This window comes from Microbacterium aureliae (assembly GCF_054780155.1).
Map to the genome: position 1 here is coordinate 2,708 of NZ_BAAGWW010000006.1, position 20,085 is coordinate 22,792.

At 71.1% G+C, this 20,085-nt stretch carries 1 protein-coding gene (running past one end of the window); it reads right to left on the reverse strand.

Going from position 1 to position 20,085, the window contains the following annotated elements; translation table 11 throughout:
• A protein-coding gene (locus tag ACYVF4_RS13240) for an FG-GAP-like repeat-containing protein (protein WP_460723555.1) crosses the window boundary here: on the reverse strand, nucleotides 1–20,085 show its 3' portion. Its footprint extends 18,450 nt past the window's final position; only the last 20,085 of its 38,535 coding nucleotides appear in the window; its start codon lies off the right edge, out of view — the gene reads right to left on this strand; it ends in the stop codon at nucleotides 1–3.

The following is a 20,085-nucleotide window of genomic DNA, read 5'->3' on the forward strand; positions in this document are numbered from 1 at the left end:
CTACTTCTTGCGGCCCGGCGCGGGCGCCGGTTCCGGCGCGGGTGCGGGCGCCGGTTCGGGTGCCGGCTCCGGCGGCGGGGCCGGCGCGGGCGTCGGCTCGGCGGGCGAGGTCGCCGGGTCCGGCGCGGTGAAGGTCGTCGACGACGCGGTCGCGGGTTGCAGCGCACTGTCGGTGCGGATACGGATGCTGTCGAATCGCGCGACGCCCGCGTCGACCAGCAGCCCGAACCGGCCGTCGGCGAGCGCGGCGTTGTAGGACCGGGAGCGGATGAACGCACCGTTGAGGGTGAGCGAGACCGAAGCGCCCTTGATGGTGAGGACCATCGTGTAGACGGTGCCCGCGGTGAGGGTGCGCGCGACGGTCTCGTCGATCACGCGCCGCCCGCCGGCGACGTGCCCGAAGACGACGGCCTGGGCGGCGAGGTCCAGGATGACGAACTTGTAGTCGCTCATGCTGTAGAAGTCGTAGACGATGCCGGCCCGGGCGCCCGCCTGGAGCGTGAGGGTCGCGGTGATCTCGAGGTACGCGTTCGCCTCGAGAGTCCCGCCGAGGTCGACCAGTGCGACGGCGGGCGACCCGGTGGACGGGGCGGAGCCGGTGAGCACCCCCGCGGTCGTCGTCCAGGTTCCCCCGGCGACGTCTCTCACCGCCCCCGCTCCGGAGTCGAACGTCTCGGTGCGGTCCAGCGTGATCTGCGGAGGCAGCACCTGGACCGAGATGTTGTCGAAGACGCCGCGCGCCTGGGTGGACCCCACCCCCACGAATCCCTTGTTGAGGCCGACCGCGACGCCGTCGATGATCCGGGGGGCGAAGGTGTGCGTGAACGCGACGACGCCGCCCAGCAGCACTGTCACCGTCGTCCCGTTGACGGCGACCAGCATCGAGTACCAGGTGTTGAACTTCACGCCGCCCGACACCGATGCCTGCACATCGACGAGCCACCCGGCGGCGGTGCGACGTCCCATCACGAGCTTGTTGGTGGACTGGTCCACGCCGGCGAACTTGAAGTCATCGGGTGCGAAGTAGTCGAAGATGACGTAGGCGTTGGCCTTCCAGCCGCCGGTGGGCTTGGTGAGGTTCACCTGCGCGTGCAGCTCGTAGTAGATCGGCAGGTACTGGTCGATGTAGTACACCGCCGCCGCGTCGCCCGAGGTCGAGGTCGCTGTCACCGTGAGGGCACCGCCCTTCACCGCGAACACGCCGGAGTCGGCGAAGAACGCGTCGGCGCCGCTGCTGAACGATGCCGACCGCAGCACGTCGCGCTTGCCGCCGGGGACGTTGCCGGGCTGCGGGTCGCGGGGACCGCCGGTCTGGTCCTGCCAGTAGTCGTCCTGCTGAATGATGAGCCCGATCTCGCCGAACGGCTCGCCGTTGCGGTCGGCGTAGTACTCGCCCGCGAGGTCGGCGATCGTGAAGTCCGCGCCCTGCGCGGCCGACAGGCGGTACAGGAAGTCGTAGAGACCGGGCATCACCTGACGGCTGACGGTGCCGAGGCCGAAGGGCGCGAACGGCACGATGTAGCTGTTGAATTCGCCGACCCAGTCGATGAGGCGGTCGCCGCCGGTGTTGGCGATGAGGACGTCGAGGCCGGCGCCGCCGAAGGCGCGGTCCTCGTACGACGTGTTCGTGTCGGGCTGGTCGTTGAGTCCGCCGTTGGTGGTCAGGACGTCGTCGGCGTTCAGCAGGTCGTTGCCCCACCCGCCCCACAGGGTGTCCCGGCCGGTTCCGCCGACGACCCAATCGTTGCCGTGGTCGCCGAACAGGACATCGTCTCCGTCGGTGCGGGTCGTCGTCGCCACCGGGTCGAACCGGCCCTCGGCGTGATCGAAGTTGAGGAACCATTCACCGCCCGAGAGCAGGAGCTTCACCATCGGCGCGTACTCGTCGTAGAGCGCGAACGTGCCGGCGGCGGGGCTGAAGCCCAGCAGCGTGCCGTCGTTGAACGGGCGCTCGAAGTCGCTGCGGACCCGCCCGGCGGTCGCGTGGTAGCCGTACGAGAGCGTGAGCGCCTCGGCGCCCGAGATCGCGTCGTCGCCGGAGCCGCCGTGGATGAAGTCGCCGTCCCAGCCGCCGAACAGGATGTCGTTGGCGTACTGGGGGCGGTAGAGGGTGTTCAGGTGGTTGCCGTCGACGGCGAACGGCGTCAGGTCGACGCGCTTGGTCAGCCAGCTGGCCGGGAAGAGGAGAGCCACCTGCACCCGGCCGGGTGTGGCGATCTCGATCTGGGCGTCGGCCGTGGTCACGCCGTTCAACGGCTCGGTGGAACCGTTGCGGCTGGTGAAGATGCGGCCGTCATCGCCCAGGATGCCGTCGACGCCGGTGCCGCCCGAGATCCAGTCGTGTCCCCAGCCGCCGATCAGGTCGTCGTCGCCGGCGTCACCGAAGATGACGTCGTTGCCGCGCCCGCCGTAGACGGTGTCGTCGCCGGCCTCGCCGTGGATCTCGTCCGCTCCGCCGATGTCGGCGGTGAGCGCCGCGGACACGAAGTCCGGCCCGCCGGGGGTGTAGTCCAGCAGCTGCACGGCACGGGGCAGGAGGGGCATCTCGCCGGTGCCGGTATAGGTGTCGTAGGTGAAACGCAGGTACGTGCTGACGCCGGTGGTGCCGACGCTCACCAGGCGCAGGATGTTGCCGTTGTCGCCGACGACGGTGTCGGAGTCTCGGCCGTGGAGCGGCCCGTCGGCGTTGCGCCCGATGGCCGTTCCCGAGCCGCCGAAGATGCGGTCGGCGCCGTCCGGACGCTGGTCGCGCGTCGTGAGCGAGAAGAGCTCCGAGCTGCCGCCGATGATGTCGTCCCGGCCGAGGTTGCCGAAGATGACGTCGGCGTCTCCGCCGCCCTCGATGTAGTCGTCGCCGTCGGTGGCGGCATCCACGGACGGGGTGATGACGAGGTCGCCCGCCGCCGTCCGGTGGGCGCCCGCGGCGATGTCGATCGAGCCGTCGCCCTGGATGACGTCGTCACCCAGCTGGCCGAAGATGATGTCGTCGTGTGCACCGCCGGCGATCCGGTCGTCGCCGTAGCGGGCGGGATCGGTCGTCGCGGCGTGGTCGAGCAGCGTGATCCGGAAGTCGCTCCACGCCGTCGCGCCGGCCGGGTCGTTGCGACGAGAGCCGTCGACGTTGGCCTGACCGGCCGTTCCCAGGGTCGTGCTGTAGATCTGCGGCGCGGTGAGGGTGCGGAAGCGCGGGCTGGTGTGGTCGCCGAAGCTCGTCCGGCGGTCGAGCGAGACGTTGTCGCCGAAGATGAGGTCGCGCTCCGTGCCGCCGTCGATCTGATCGGCGCCGGTGCCGCCGATGAGCAGGTCGTCCCCGGCCTCGCCGCGGATCACGTCGGCGCCGCCGACGGCGTTGTCGGTGACCGCCACAGTCACTGCGTAGAGGGCCCCGCTCCGGGTCTCGAGCAGCAGGAAGCCGTGGTCGCCCAGCACGATGTCGGCGTCGGCACCCGCCCACACCCCGTCGCCACCCGCCCCGCCGAGGATCAGGTCGCGAGAGGCGCCGGTGCGGATCAGGTCGTCGCCGCCGAACGCGGGATCGAGGGTCTCGATCCGGCCGGCGCCGACCGCGGTCCCACCCCACGTAGGAGTGACCGCGCCGCTTGCCGCGACGAACCGGCCGTGATCGCCGATCACGATGTTGCGGCCGTCGGGCGCGCCGGTGGTCTGGTCTCGGTCGGCGACCAGGATGTCGCCGCCCGCGCCGCCCAGGAGGACGTCCGAACCGATGCCGGTGGTGATGACGTCCGCGGAGCCGATCGTGGGATCGACGGTCGTGATGAGGCCGATCGGGCGGACGACGCCGTCGGTGATGTCGTCGGGTCCGCCCGTGCCCGAGCGCGCGACGACGGTTCCACCGGCATCCACCCATTCGACGATGCCGCGGTCGCCGAAGACGATGTCGCCGCCGACGCCGCCGTGGAGCAGGTCGGCGCCGATGCCGCCGAAAATGATCAGCGGCAGCGTTGATGTCTCGCCGTGCACGACGTCGTCGTCCATCGTTCCGGCGGGCAGGATCGCGCCGGTCGCCGGCATCGTGTACTGCCGCAACAGGCTGCGGGTGACCTCGACCAGGACGTGCGGGGCGGAAAGATCGCGCTGGAGTTCGGTGGCAAAGGTGAGGAGCCCCCCGCTCTGGGCGATCTGCGACGCCGTCAGCATCCGACCGTTGACCCACACCCGGTAGCCCACGACGTCCGACGTGCCACCGAGGTCGTACGTGCCGAGCGTCTGGACCGTCCAGGTCGTCAGGTGCAGCGTGACCCGCACGATGTCGCCGGGCAGCAGCGAGTCGAACAGCCCGGCGGTGTCGAGGGTGGTGGACACGACGTAGCGGCTCGGGTCGAGCGTCCAGGTCTGCCCGTTCCGCGTCACGGTGATCCTCGCCACCACGTCGGCGCGGATCGGCTCGTCGCCGTCGTGGAGGTCCGCCCCGAGGTCGAGCACGTTGTCGTTGGGTCCCTGGGTGTTCAGGACGAAGAAGCCGTCCTCGCCGGCCCGCAGATCGACGGTGACGGTGTCGTCGCCGAGCCCGGTGTTCAGCCACGTGGTGGTGCGGACGCCCGCGCGGGCGTGGGTGCCGTCGATCGTGATGGTGTCGGCGCCGCCGCCGGCCCAGATCCGGATGCCGTCGGCGAACGTGCCGGTCGCATCCGCCCGCCACGAGATCCCGGCGGGGGCGAGACCCGTCACGAAGATCTCTCCCGCGGCGGACAGGTCGGCGTCGACCGCGCGGGCGGCGGTGGCGACGTCGGTGATGCGGACGGCGGTGTCGGCCGCCGTCGCGCCCTCGTCGCTGAGAAGGAGCGTGTGGCGCCCGGTCCCGAGGTCGAGGTTGAGCGTGCCGGCGATGCGGTCCAGGTCGCCGGCCAGGAACGTCGGGCGCTCGGTGAGCCCCACGTCCGCACGGGACGAGATGTACACGCGGTCGTTGCCGGCGCCGAAGGCGACGTTGGTCACCGGCAGCGTGCCGCGCACGTTCAGCACGTCGCTGCCCGAGCCGAGCGAGAGGTTGAGGGTTTCGAGCCCGTGGTACCGGATGCCGGACATCGCGCCGGCGTCGGACGCGGCATCCGTCGCCGTCGCGCCGAGCGCGAACAGCCCGATCGTGATCGGGAAGGCGGTGTCGGCGTTGACCTCGCCGCGGAACCCGATGAGGTAGGTGCCCCCCACCAGCCACACGTAGACGCTCGCCGCGCACCGCGTCCTGTCCGCGGTGCCGCAGCTCATGGACACACCGGCGCCGGCTCCCGAGGTCGTCGGGAAGAGCAGTCGCTGCAGCGCCTGCTGCACGTCGGCGGCCGAGGTGCCCGCGGCGAAGGTGACGGCGCCGATCCCCGACGACACGCCGTTACGTACCTGCGAGAGCACGATGGTGAAGGTCGCGCCGCGGGGGGTGACCGCGTAGAGGCGGTCGAGCGGGCGCCCGAGTTCGTCGACGCCGGTCCGCGGCGTCATGTCGAGCCCGGTGAGGGTGTCCTGCGTCAGCCAGCCCAGGTTGTCGTCGGCGTCGCCGTGGTCGGAGAGGTTCGCGGTGTCGTCGCCCACGCCGCCGTCGAGGACGAGCAGGGCCCGCAGCAGATCGAGCACCGCGGATGCCGTCCCCACGTGGAAGACGTCGTCGTCGGTGTTGCCGAAGAGCGGCGTGGACGAGGAGCCGGGGCCGCCGATGAGGCGGGTGTGCCCGTCGACCGTCCGCACGGTCAGGATGTCGTCACCGGGTCCGGCGTGGATCGTCGTGGTGCCGGTGTGCGTGCCCTCGACGACGAAGGTGTCGTCACCGTAGCCGAGCAGGATCGTGAGGTCCTCGAACCCGGTGTAGCGGATGCCGCCCAGCACCGGGCGGCCCGCGAGAGAGTAGTCCCCCGCCATCCCGAGTCCGGTGATGCGGTCGCGCGTGAGGACGCCCGCGTCGGCGGCGGGGCTGTCCTCGTTGTGGACGACGAGGACGTCGACCTGGGCAGTCTCGATCGCCTCGGCGGTGCTGAGCGCCACCGGCAGCGGGCTCGCGGAGCTCTCACCGGGCAGGACGATCGGCAGGTAGCCGTCCAGCTCCAGCGGGACCGGCGGGTTGGGGTCGTCGCCGCCCGAGACGTAGAGGGGGCCCTGGATGAGGTGCACGCGGCGGGCGGCGTCGGCGAACTCCTGGACGTCTCCGCCGTCGATGCGCGTGTCGTCGATCGCCCGGATCCGCACGACCACCGCGGTCGCCCAGTCGGTGGCGTCGAAGTCGATCGTCAGCTGCGAGACCCAGGCGGAGCCGTTCCAGAACTGCAGCTGCGCGGCGCGGCACCCGTTGGGCAGGCCGCAGTCGGGTCCGCCCATGTCGAGGGTGAACGAGGCGATCGCGTCCAAAGTGACCGTCACGGTCTCGCCCGGCGCGGGCGCCCGGGTGAGGCGCACGGTGTAGCTCGCCTCGGCGCCGAACTGGCCGGCCACCGCGCCCTCGACGAGCCGGATGTCGCCGCCGACAGGTGTGATGACGACGCCCGCGGAGTCGGCGTCGTGGACGAGCACGGTGACGCGCTCGACGAGTTCACCCGGGATCTCGGCGACGTACACCTGGGTGACGCCTGTCGTGAAGGCTTCGGTGCCCCACGGGTCGACGACGGTGATCGTGGTGGCGGTGTTCGAGGCGATCGTGCGGTACGTCGCCGTGCCGTTGGCGCCGACGATCCGCAGCAGCGCACCGCTCAGGCCGCCGTCCGCCGTCGGGAGCGCAGCGCCTGCGAGGGTCACGGTGCGCTGGTCGGGCGAGATCGCGGTGACCGTCCGCACGATCTCGGTCTGGACGATCGGGGCCGTGTAGCCCGAGATGACGAAGGCGTCGCCGGTCGCCGGGGCGACATCCCACTCGCCCTCGATCTCGATCGTCGTGGCGGTGTTGTTCCAGATGCGTGCGGACTGGCCGGCGCCTGCGCCGGTGACGATCCGGATCAGGTGGCCCTTGAGGGATCCCGGCGTGGCCGAGAAGCCCGAGAAGACGAATTCCCCGGGAACGGCTCCGGCACCCGAGACGGACCCGGTGCGGCGGTCGGAGCTCACGATGACGGCGGTGATGGCCTGGACGTGCTGGCCTTCGACGATCCCGTCGCCGATGGCCTTGACGTGGAGGGTGCGCGCGCCGGCGGTGGTGAAGGCGAGGTCGATCTGGGTCACCCACGCGAAGCCGTCGGCCGAGATTCTCAGGCCGGCCGGCGCGGTCACCCGCACGGTCACCGCTCCCACCGGCGCCGACGTGAGCCGCACCTCGTAGGCGGCCTTCGTGCCGCCGGCGCCGCCGGACGGCTCGATGACCCGGATGCCGCCGTCGGGGATCGTGACCGGCACCGCGGGGGCGTCGTCGTCGAGCACCCGGACGAAGGTCGTGGCCACGAGCGCGCCGGCGTACGAACCGCCGGTGACGATGGCGTCGATCGGCACGAGCCACTCCCCCTCGGCCGAGAGGTCGTCGGTCGCGCGGACGAGCACGGTGCGCTGGCCGGTGTCGCCGATCGCGAAGTCCAGCGTCACCGAGGTCTGCCACGTGGCGCCGCCGTCGACCGAGAGCTCGATGAAGCGGCTGCGGCTCGTCGAGGTCGGGTCGACGGCAGGTCCGACGAGGGTCACCTGGACGGCGGTGGTCGGCGCCTTCGTCAGGCGCACGGTGACCGATCCGTGCGGGCCGCCCTCGCGGAGGACGAGCGAGCCGCCGACCGGCGCGACGACGACAGTCGGCTCATCGTTGTCCATGATCTCGGTGGCGATGCCGTCGACCGGCAGGAGCGCCCACGCGCTGTTGGCGACCGTGCTCTCGACGGAGTGCCGGACCAGGCCGGTGTGGCCGAGCAGGTCGTCGGCCTGGACCGCCGGTGCGGCGCTGCCGACCTCGACCCGGTCGGAGCCGAGTCCGCCATAGATCGACAGCTCGATGGCGGGGTTGGTCGACAGCACATGGAAGACGTCGTTGCCCTCCATGCCGTAGATCGAGACCTTCTCGACGTTGACGTACCGGATGACCCGGCCCGCGCCGTACACGCCGCCCGACGTGATGACGAAGGTGTCGTCGAACTCGGTGCCGATGATCACCACGAGGTCGTAGCCCGAGCCGCCGTCGATGTTGACCGGGGCGTTCGCGGCGTACTGGATGAAGTTGCGGCCCTCGCCGGCGTTGACGGCGGCGAGCTCGGATTCGCCGACGAACGAGCGGATGACGAAGGTGTCGTCGCCGGTGTTGCCGTAGAGGTTGAGCGTGGCGACGTTGCGGAAGACCTCGAACACGTCGTCGCCGGAGCCGCCGTACACCGAGGCGGTGAACGAGACGCCGCGCGTCAGCTTGCCGCGCGTGGACGAGAAGAAGTCGGATGCCGGGAACTCCGGGTCGCCGGAGTAGTTGGTGTAGAGCTGGCCGAAGCGGAAGCGGTCGTTGCCGGAGTCGCCGTTGACCACCACGACCGACGCGGTGTCGTCGAAGGCGAAGGTGTCGTCGCCGGCGCGGCCGTTGAGGACGACGCCGCCGGTGATCTGCTGCCCGTAGGTGACCTTCTCGGCCGCGCCGAACTGCCCGCCCACCGACAGCGGCTGGGACAGCGATGCGATCAGGGCGCGGGTGGCGTTGCGCCGCAGCAGGAAGGTGTCGCCGGCGGCCGTGCCGTTGACGACGAGGACGTTCGAGCCGCCGTCGATGACGTCGAGGGTGTTGATGCGGCTGCTGCCGACGCCGAAGAGGTCGACGAGGTAGTAGTCCGATCCGGCGCCGCCGTCGAGATCGAGGATCTGCCCCGCCATCGCGTTCACCCCGACGGGGCCGGGGGCGGCGTTGACGACGAGCCAATCGCCGTCGGCCTGACCGCGAACGGTCGTGCGGCCCGAGAGCGCCTCGACGAAGACCCGGTCGTCGCCCGCCGCGGCGTTGACGGTCGTCGTGCCGGTGTGCGTGCCGTCGATCGTCACGACGTCGGATCCCGAGCCGAGGGTGACATCGAGCGCCTCGACGTCCTCGTAGACGATGCGCCCGTCGGTCATCGCGAGGACCTGCGCGACCACGGTGCCGCCGGCGGGGGGCGTCAGCGGACGCCCTGAGGCACTGGCGACGGTGAGCGTGCGGGCCCGGCCGGCGGCGCCGGCGAGGGCGCCCGCCCACGCGACCGTCCAGCGGTCGCCGGCCTTGGTGACGACGACGTTGCCGGCGCCCACGAGGGTCGCCAGCGCCGCCTGCACCTGCGCGGCGGTGGCGTCGAAGGCGAGCTGCACGGTGACGCCGACCCCGGCGACGGTGAGGGTGAAGCGGCCGTCGATCGCGCCGCGGACCGTCACGACCTGGACGAGGCTCGGCGTCGGCGCGCCCGCGGTCATCCCGAGGCCCGAGATGCTCGAGCCGGTCAGGACGCCGATGCGGTCGAGCACCGTCGCGGCGTCGTCGACGAACAGGGTGTCGCTGCCGGCGCCGCCGGTCACGCTGAGCGGCGCGGCGATGCCGGTGAGGACGCCTCCCTGCCCGCTCGTGGTGGAGCTGATGCGGATGGTGTCGTCGCCGGCGCCGGTGGCGACGGTGGTCGCGCCGGCGACGCTTCGCACGATGACGGTGTCGGCGCCGTTGTTCGTCGTCAGCGACGTGGTGCCGGCGTGCGTGGAGTGGACCGTGAACGTGTCGCCGCCGGACCCGAGGTCGATCGTCAGCTGTTCGAGGCCGGTGTACCGGATGCCGGTGCTCATGCCGAGGCCGGTGATCCACTCGAAGGTCAGGGCGCCGGTGTTGGCGGCGGTGTCCCCGGTGTCGTCGACCGAGAGCAGGTCCGCACCGGTGATCGGTCCCGGGCCGGAGCCGCCGTCGACGACGAGGAGCGCCGAGATCGCGTTGACGTCACCGCCCGTGTTCGTCCAGGCGGACGCGGTTGTGCCGCTGCCGGCCGCGTGCGACCCGACGGCGATGCGGTCCGTGTGCTCGCCGGTGAAGAGCCGGTGCTCGACGGCGATCGCGCGGACGGCGATGCGGTCGCCGCCGGTGAGGGTGCGGATCTCGACCAGCTCGACGCCCGAATGCGTGATGGTGCCGAGCACGGTCATCGCCCCGGCGCCGTCGAAGGACACGCGGCGGATCCGGTTGGGCTCGGTGCCCGTGGGCGGGGGCGCGACGACGTCGACGATGAGGTCGTCGGGCGCCGTGGAGCCGCGCACGTCGAGGCGGTCGGTGCCGGCGGAGTCGTCGATGTGGACGGCCATCCCGGTCGACCGGGTCAGTTCGACGCGGACCAGATCGTTCCCGGCTCCGCCGTCGAGGTAGGCGGTGCCGGTCCAGGGGTCGGCCGTGCGGCGGACGCCCGCCACGAGGACCGAGCCGTCGGCGTCGCCGATGAGGAACGTGGTCGCGGCGGTCCCCGACGCGGTGAGGCGGGCGATCTCGAAGAGGTCGTTCAGGTCCTCGACGACGGAGCCGACTCCGAAGTCGGTGCCGACGACCAGGCCCACGACGAACAGGTTGTCGTAGAGGCCGAAGTCGACGTTCGAGAACGTCTCGACGAGGGTGTCCACGCCACCGGCATCCAGGAAGGTGTCGCGACCGAGACCGCCGGTGACGGTGTCGTTCCCGGCGCCCGAGTCGAGGATGTCGTCGAAGCGGGAGCCGACGAGGATGTCGTTGCCGAGACCGCCGATGAGCGTGAGGGCGAGCTGATCGGCGGTGACCGCGGCGGCCGAGATCGAATCCGCGCCGCCGCGCCCGTCGACGATGAGCGCGTCGCCCTGGGCGCGGACGCCGCCGGCGATCCACACGGTGTAGCCCGCCGAGGTGGTCCGCACCACCCGCGTGCGCGAGCCGTCGGTCGAGATCACGACGTCGTCGCCGGTGCTCGCGCCGAGGACCGTGACGATGTCGGTGCCGCCCGTGCCGAGCGCGATCTCGATGGACGCGATGCCCGAGGAGTTCGCGGTGATGTCGCTGAGCGTGATCTGGTCCGAGCCGGCGCCGGCGTCGATGACGAGCTGCTCGATGTCGGCCGTCTCGCGGGTGAGGCCGTTGAGGGTGTGGCTGAGCACCTCGGCGGACGGGTTCGTGATGAGCAGCTGGTCCGACCCGCCGGTCAGGACGATCGTCAGCCGGTCGTTGCCGGTGCCACCGTCGACGACCCGGGTGGCGCCCGAGGTGAAGACCGCGGCGGTGGCGAGGATGACGTCGTCGCCGTCGCCGCCGTTGTACTGCCGCGCGAGGCCCGACAGCGTGTCGTTGCCGGCACCGCCGTTGAGGACGTCGGTGATGAGGTTGCCGAAGAGCTGGTCGTTGCCTCCGTCGCCGTTGAGCGTCACGGTGCCGGTGCCGGTGTGACGCAGGACGTCGGCGCCCTCGCCGCCGTTGACCGTGGCCGTCCCCGGGCCCGCAACGGTGATCACGTCGCTGCCGTCGCCGCCGTCGACGAGGGAGCCGAGACCGGATCCCTGCAGCAGGATCGTGTCGCCCTCGGTGCCGCCGTCGAGGGTGACGGGGATCTGGACGCTCGGGTCGATCACCACGTTGTCGACGCCGTCGCCGAAGTACCCGTGGATGCGCTGCACGTTGGCGTACGTGCGGGAGTGGCCGAAGGCGGTGATCTTGATGGTGGCCAGCCCGCCGCTGAGGTTGCCGATCTGCTCGATGTACACCGACTCGTTCGTCACCGCGGTAGACACGTTGCGGGCCGTCCGCTGCGGCGCGCCGCCGACGTTCAGGTAGAGGTTCCGGTCGGTCGTCCGCCATTCGCGGAGGCTCTTGAACGCGTCGAGGCCGGTGTAGGTGACGTTGTTGCCGGCAAGGTACGGCACCACCGGGAACCGGACCGTGCCGATCTGGATCGTCGCCGAGCGCGAGTACCACGAGCCGAGCACCTTGAAGCGGACGGTCACCCGGAAGTTCAGGGGGACGTCGCCGTTGGAGTCCGCGGTGCGCGAGTCAGCCGTCACGGCGAGGTCGAGTCCCACGCCCAGGCTGATCTCGAACAGCTTGAAGTCGAAGTAGACCTCGACGCTCGCCGAGCCGCCGACGAAGAGCGTGTACCAGACGATGCCGTCCTGCTCGTGCGTCAGGAAGGACACCTCGAGCGAGAAGCTGCCGCGGATCCCCATGAAGTCGGTACCGAGCTGCATCCGGCCCGAGAGCACCAGGCTGAAGTTGCCGTCGGAGTTGACGAAGATCGTCCCCGAGAAGTCGAAGCCGAAGAAGGACAGCGAGGCGTAGGCGTCGAGGTACCAGTCGCCGGCGGCGTAGGTGGAGTCGGTCGCGCTGGTCTTGCCGACTTCGATGGTGAACCCGGCGTTGAAGCTGAACAGCTTCAGCAGCGTCACCGAGCCGGTCAGCTGCAGCTTGAAGCCGGGGTCCACGCCCGCGCGGCGCTCGCCGACGGTGTTGATGCGCAGGGTGCCGCTCGCGCTCAGGCTGAAGACGAACGCGTCGGCCGACGCGCTGACCGACACCGCCATCACGAAGCCGTCGCTGTAGACGCCCGCGACGCCGTTGGCGGTGAAGCGCAGGCCGGCCAGGTCGAACGCCACGCCGAAGCGCATCTCGAAGGCGCCGGCGGCGATGCGGATCTCGGCGAAGCCCGACCCGCGCGCGAAGCCGAGGAAGTTGATCGACCCGTCCAGCCGCAGCAGGAATCCGGGGTCGACCGTCGTGCTGCCGATGACGGCGGAGGCCCCCGTCGTGTTCAGCTGCAGCAGCGCGCTCACCGAGAAGCCGATGCCGATGTCGGCGCCGAAGCCGGCATCCAGCGCGATCGCGAACCGCGCAACGACGCCGCGACTGGTGATCGAGAATCCGGAGTCGACGATCGTGAGGTCGCCGAACGGCTCGAGGGCGGCGCGGCCGTTGACGACCAGCGCCAGCTGGCCGGCGCCGACGGTCAGGACGACGTGCCCGGTGATCTCGAGGACGTTGAGGACCCGCAGCGAGCCGTACATCTCGAGGCGGAACCCGGCGACGACCCCGATCGTCTGGTTGGCGACGACGAGCTGGCCGTTCTGGCGCCGGAACCCGCCGAACACCGGTGCGCCGTTGACGGTCTGAGTGTCCACGACGAACGTGCGGATCTGACGCGCCGAGCTGAAGGTGTTGATCTCGAGCAGGAACTGGCCGTTGAGCGAGACGCCGGGGATGGAGTTCGCGCCGAGCGTGAGCTGCACGCGGCCGACGACTCCGGTCTGCGCGCCGACGTAGACCGCGAGGTTGAGCGCGCCGGTGAGGGAGCCGAGGTACGGGATGGTCGTGCCGACCATTCCGTCGATCTTGAGATACGCCGTCCCCGACGGGTCGATCGCCGCGGTGATCCCGATGAAGCCGGTGAGGGTGAAGGCGCCGCCGATCGTGAGCTCCGCCTGGATGCTGGCGACGACGTAGATGCTGCCGCCCGCGGGTGCGGCCGGGTCGGGCTGGCCGTCGATGCCGGGGGGCGACTTCGGGATGAAGAACACCGGCGCCTGACCGGGCAGCAGCAACGGCAGGAAGGCGTTGGGCACGACGAACGTCTGGTCGGCGAGCGTGGTGTTGAAGATGACGTTGACGGAACCTGTGGCCGAGAACAGCGACCCGACGTTCGGCAGGCCGATGCCCACGCCCGTCGAGACGCGGATGCTGCCGGCCACGCCCGGGATCGCGCCTCCGCCGGTGCGGGTCGAGATCATCAGGACGCCCGTGACCGAGCCGTACTCGAGCTGCGCCGACCCGGAGCCGAACGACAGCCGGCCGGTCAGGCAGAGCTCCATCGACGGCGTCGGCGGGTTGGCCGAGATGTTGAGGTAGAGCCCGCCCTGGATCCGCATCAGCTCGGTCCCGGCAGGGGCCACGATCGCCTGGCCGACGATCTGGAACCCGAAGCTGAAGGGCTGCAGGACGAAGTCCTCGGTGAGGTCGGTGCCGCCGGGGCCGACGCCGGTGAGGGTCAGCCGCTCGGTCTTGACCTCGTTGGTGAGGTTGATGCGCAGCTGGGCGGATCCGCTGAGGTGCAGGCCGTAGGGTCGCAGCGCCTCGAAGTTCGTCTCGATCGACGCCACGCCCCAGAACTGCGGCACCGGGTACATCGGGTTGGTGCTCTCGTCCCCGATCGCCAGGACGAACCGGCCGGCGGTCGCGCCGAGCGTGCCGAGGCCGTACACGTCGAGCTGCCCGGCGAAGGTGAGGATGAACACCAGACGGGTGTAGTCGATCTCGAGGACGACCTGCGCCTTGATGTGCAGCAGCGGCTCGTCGAGGAAGTCTCCGGCCTGCAGCAGGATGCCGCCGGAGAGCTCGATGAAGAAGCTGGTCCCCTGTTCGATGAGCCGGAAGGTCTGGCTGCCGCCGGCGGCGAGGTTCCCGGCGGTGTCGGCCCACGCGCCGGCGGCGAAGGTGACGGTGACCGTGCCGGCGGTGAGCGCCGTGGCCAGCGTGTAGGAGTACATCGCCAGGCCGTCGGCGTACTGCACGCGCGAGAACGCGAGCGCCTGGGTGCCGCCCCCGGCGAACGAGAGGTCGTTCGAGCCGAGCGTCGAGGTGTCGACGGCGGCGCCGGCGGTGGGCGTGAGCCGCACGCCGATCCACGTGCGCGGCCCGATGGCCGCCCACGAGAGGTCCGCTTCGGCGGTCGCGGCGCCCGGGTGCGTCGCCGCGGCGAAGGGCGTGCCCTGCGCGTTCTGCCAGCTGCCGTCGACGAAGGCGACGACGATCGCCCCGGCGAGGTGACCCGAGAAGAAGTAGCGGTAGGTGCTGCCGCCGACGAGCATCGGCGATCCGAGGACCACGAGCTCCACGCCCCCGGCGGTGAGGGTGATCTCGGCGCCGGCATCGGTGATCGAGGCACGGTCGATGGCGGATCCGCCGAAGTCGGCGAAGGTGATGTCGATCCAGCCGCGCCCGGCGAGCTCCTTCACATCGACCACCGACCCGGGCGTCGGGTCGCTCAGCGACGCGGTCGGGGCGGTGAGGGTGAGGGTCTCGGTCTCGGCGGAGTTGAGCCGCCCGCCGATGTCGGCGAACCGGCCGGCGAGGAACGTGATCGTGTAGGCGCCGGCGGCGAGGGTCGCGGTGAAGGAGTAGCGGTAGATGTCGCTCGTGCCGACCCGCACCGGAGAGGACAGGGCGATGAGGGCGCCCGAGGCGTCGCGGAACTCGATCTCGTTGCCGTCGATCGTGCTGTGGTCGATGGCGAAGCCGTCCGACCCGCGGAAGCGGATCTCGAGGTACTTGAGGGCGTTGAGCAGGTCGCGGCCGATGGTGGCGCCCGCCAGCGGTGTGGTCTTTGACTCGTCGACGTCGCCCGTCGCGGGGTTGTCGGGGACCGTGCGGACGACGTCCGCGGTGGAGCCGACGACCTGGAAGGACCGCGTGAGGGTGGTGCCGGCCGGGGGCGCCCGGGCGGGGCTGACGTCGAAGGCGGTGAGGTCGAAGATGACGTCGACGCGGCCCGGCGCGAAGCTGCCGTTGAGCAGGTACCGCCACGTGTCGCCGCCGAGGTGGACGACGCCGATGATCTGGATGCCGCCGGCGCCGGGTCCGGCGAGGGTGAACTCGTCCCCGGTGACCGAGCCGGGGAGGATCGTGAACGTCTCGCCGTTGACCGCTGCGGGCGGGGTGAAGGTCACGTCCAGGTACGACATGGTGCGCGGGGTGATCGTGATCGGGGCGGGGATGTCGGCCTGGGTGCCCGCGGTGGGCGTGGCGCCGGTGTACGCCGTCGTGCCGTCCGCCTGCGTGTAGCTCCAGCCGCTGGTGGCGAAGACCACCTGCACCTCGTCGCCGGGCAGGAGCGGCGCGGACAGCTGGTAGCGGACCCAGGCCACGCCGCCGGCGTCGACGAGGAAGGTCGCTCCCGTCACCGTGATCGTCACCGTGGAGCCGCCCCGGGTCACCTGCAGCGTGAACTCGTTCAGGTCGAGCAGCGAGGCCTGCGAGAACTTCAGGCCCGTCGGCGCGGTGAACGGCACGTCGATCCAGTCGCGCACGGGGGCGGTGAAGGGCGTGTCGGATGCCGGCGCCGCCGTCGCGGCGTACGACACCGTCACCGCTCCGATCGTGACCGCCGAGGACGCCTGCGCCGTCGTCGCGCGCTCGACGAGGACGGGGACGAGGAACTGTCCGGGCGCGCTGCCCGCGCGGATGGCGCGAGCGGTGTCGCGGACGACCGTCCACCCGGTCTCGGTCGCGGTGAACACCCAGGCGGCGAGGCGGTCGATGACGGACGCCGCATCGACGGCGTAGCCGGCGGGGAAGCCCGCGGTCGCGGCATCCGGGAACGACACCACGAGGGCGGTGGTCCACACCAGGCTCGCGCCCGGGGCGCTGATGCTCGGTGCGGTCGGGGTCACCGTCTGCGTGTACGACCACGAGCCGGCGATGCGGGTCAGGGTCACCGAGAGCCCTGCGTCGTACTGCCCGGTGAGCCAGTAGCGGAAGCGGAGCTTCGCGGGGTCGCCGCTCGCGACCTGCAGCGGCGCGCGCGTGCCGTCGACGACGATCGACCCCAGGCCCTCGCCGTAGAGATCGAACTCGGCTGCGAGGTCGAGGATCGAGGCGACATCGAGCGGGCGGCCGTTCACGGTCGCGTCGAAGTCGACGTCGAGGTAGGCGGTCGGGGTGACGGCGAGCGTCTGCCCCGCCTGGGACCCCGCCGTGACCGGACCGCGGTAGCCGAGCACCGCCGAGGTCAGCGCGGCCGTCAGCGAGCCGGCGGTCCCGAGGCTCGTGACGATCACCGGCAGCCGGAATTCGCCCGGCGTCTCGGTGGCGGTGATCGGGACGGACGTGTCGCGGGTGAGGGACCACCCGCCGGCGGTGCCGAAGGTGAGACCGGCGAGGCGCTGGATCACCGAGTCGGGGTCGATCGTGAAGCCGGCGGGGATGCCGAGCTGCCCCGCCGCGGGGAACCGGATGCCGACGCTGCCCGCGCCCGTCTCGTCGGGCTCGTCGGTGACCACGAGCGCGCCGGTGAGGGTGAGCAGGTACGACCAGCTGCCGGCGATGTAGGTGAGGTTCACCACGCCCGTCGTGGCGAAGCGGCCGGTCAGCCAGTAGCGGTAGGTGGCGCTGGTGGCGGTGCTCGAGACGAGCTGCGGCCGCTGCGTGCCGTCGATGCGGATGGTGCCGAGCCCCGCGCCGGACAGCTGGAATTCGGGGGCCAGGTCGGTGATGGAGGCCGGGTCTATGGCGAACATCGTCGGGTTGGTGAAGGTGACGAGGATCCACGCGCGGCCGTTGATGACGTTGATGTCGACCGACGCGTTCGGGGTCGGGTCGATGATGGTCGCCGTCGCTCCCACGACCGTGAAGGACAGCGTGGTGGCGGCGCTCCCGGCGCCGACGGTGGTCCCCGCCTCGGTGACGAGGTCGGCGTTCTTGACCGCGCCGGCGGCGAAGCGCACCTCCCACCGGCCCATCCCGAGGGCGGCGGTGCCGATGGCGTAGCGGAAGCGCGTGGTCCCGGTGATGCGGACGGCGGTCTCGAGCAGGTCGGCGCCCGCGGCGAGATCGGCGACCAGGACGACGTCCGTGCGCGTGCCGTCGACGGTGTAGTACGCGCCGGTGCCGTCGGTGCGGAGCTCGACGAACACCATCCCGCCGGGGGTGGTGACCGCGACGATCGGCACCGGCCGGCCGGTGATGGTGGTGCGCTGCGTCCCGCCGAACCAGAGGGTGAACTCCTGGCCGCTGTCGAGGATGCCGGCCACGTCCAGGCTCGCGCCGGCGGGCGGCGTGTACGAGACGTCGATGTGCTTGACGGACCCGTTCGCGCCGTTGACGACGCCCACGTCGACCGACCCGCCGTCGGTGGTGGGGGAACCGAGTCCCACGGTGGGCGCGGTTCCGGTGGCGATCGGGTCCAGACCCTCGACGACGTCGAAGGTGACCTCGTTGCCCGAGGAGTTGCGGAAGCCCATCTTGAGCTTGCCGTAGAGGGTGAGCAGGCGGACCTGGTCGGGGAAATCGGCGAGGAACAGGATCGTGACGTTGCCGCTGGCGACCTTGGAGAGGTCGGCGTAGAGCCGCCCGCTGATGGAGATGTTGTCGGCTGCGAAGTTGAGCTTGCCGACGATGAGGATCTTGCCGTCGGTCGAGATCTTGATGATCACCTGGCCGTTGAAGACCGCCTGCGACGTGTAGATCGAGTAGATCTTCGCCGAGCCGGTGATGACCATCGGCGAGGTGAAGGCCGCCGCGAACCCGCTCTGCCCCGGGTTCTGCGCGATGGCCTTGGCCTGCAGGGCGACCTGCTGCTGCAGGCCGAGAAGCCACTGGTCGGCGGTCAGCACCGTCGGCAGCTGGAACGCGGACGAGCGCAGGGCGAAGGGGTCCTCGATGGAGGGCAGGGTCTTGAAGAACTCCACGCCGCCGGCGAAGTCGTTGATCGACAGCCCGGAGTTGGGTTCGAGCAGGATGCCGCCCGGCACGTTCACGCTCAGATAGACCTGCAGCGGCCCGAGTTCGGACAGTCCCAGCCGGATGCCGAATCCGGCGAGCCCCGCGATGGAGATCGTGCCCTCGAGCCCGAGGTAGAACACGCGCTGCGCGACGGGGGTCGTCGTGTCGAACACCCCGATGACGTTGTAGGCGGAATCGAGCTTGAGGATGCCGCCGACGAGGCCGGCCGACACATCGCCGCCGAACATCTTGCCCTTGACCGTGACGCCGAGGGAGTCGATGCCGATGATCGGGAACTTGCCTTCCAGCAGCAGCGAGGGCTGGATGCGGATGCCCTGGATGGCGCCGGAGATCTGCAGGCCCGACAGCCCCTGGATGCCGGTGACGCTCGCCGACAGGATGAGCACGAAGTCGCCGGGGGCGTTCTCGACGTCCGCCCACTGGATCCCGATCGCGTCGATGCGCACGGGCAGGAACGACGGCCACTTGAACGAGTCGCCGGTGGCGGAGCCGACCGAGAGGAAGACGCCGAACCCGGGCAGGGCCTTGAACGAGCCGTTGCCGAGGATCGCGAAGTTGCGACCCTCGCCGGCGATCGCGAGCGAGCCGATCGTGACCTTCGCGCCCACCGCCTGGAACTGCACCATGACCTGCGAGCCGGTCGCGCCGGTGTCCAGGCGGAAGTCGCGCGCGGTGAGGGTCACGTACGTGCCCAGGCGGATCTCGAGGGTGTCGACGGTGAGCTGGAACGCATCGACCTTGCCCCCGCTGAAGGTGAGCGCGATGCGGAACGCCTCATCGTCGGGTGTGCCGTCGGGACGGCGGTCGTCGGCGGTGGTGCGGTCGGTGAGCGTGGCGCCGAAGGCCTTGCCCGGGAAGAGCCGGGCACCGCCGGTGGCGATGAAGATCGCGCCCGTGAACCCGGCGGTGGCGGTGGACGGGGCGCCGGCGGCGGGGAAGCGGACCTCGAGTCCCGAGACGCCGACGCGGATGTCGTCGAGTTCGAGGATGCCGCCCAAGCTGATCTTGCGGTCGGCGGAGGACGGCGTCAGCGCGTTGCCGGCATCCACCGTGCCCGTCGTCGGCGGCAGGCCGTACGCGAGTTCGGCGGTGCCGAGCTTGAACCCGTCGCCGTACACGGTCAGGCCGGGGATCACGCCGGCACCGAGCGCCTGGTCGTTGTTGGCGGCGATGTTCGACGAGGCGGCCGGATCGTAGGGGCGGAGCGAGCCGGTGATGCCGAAGGACGGGAAGGTGATCGTGGCGGTGTTGATCCGCACGAGCTCCTGGTCGGCGGCGCCCTTGGGGTCGTAATTCACGCGGATGCCGGTGGCCTGCAGGCGCGCGACGTCGGGGATCTGGGCGTCGAGGCCGGCGACCTGCAGCCCCCACTTGCCGGTGAGGCCGATGTCGACGGTGCCGCCCAGCAGCCCGAAGACGTCGACGGCGAGTTCGAAGGAGCCCTGCAGCCCGACGAGGTCGACGGTGATGCCCGAGGTGGTCTGCGCGGTGGAGGCGGCGCCGGTGGTGGGGTTGCCGCCGAAGGCGAGCGATGCCCGCTGCACCCCGACGATGACCGAGACGAGCACCTTGCCGTCCGAGAAGCCGAAGCCGCCCAGACCGACCGTCGGTCCCTGCAGGGTGAGGGGGCCGAGCGCGATGGGGCCGCCCTCGGTGCGCTCGCCGACGGTCCCGGCGGTGACCGCGAGCGCCAGCGACTGCACGCCGTTGTAGGTGGGCGGGGTGCCGGCTGC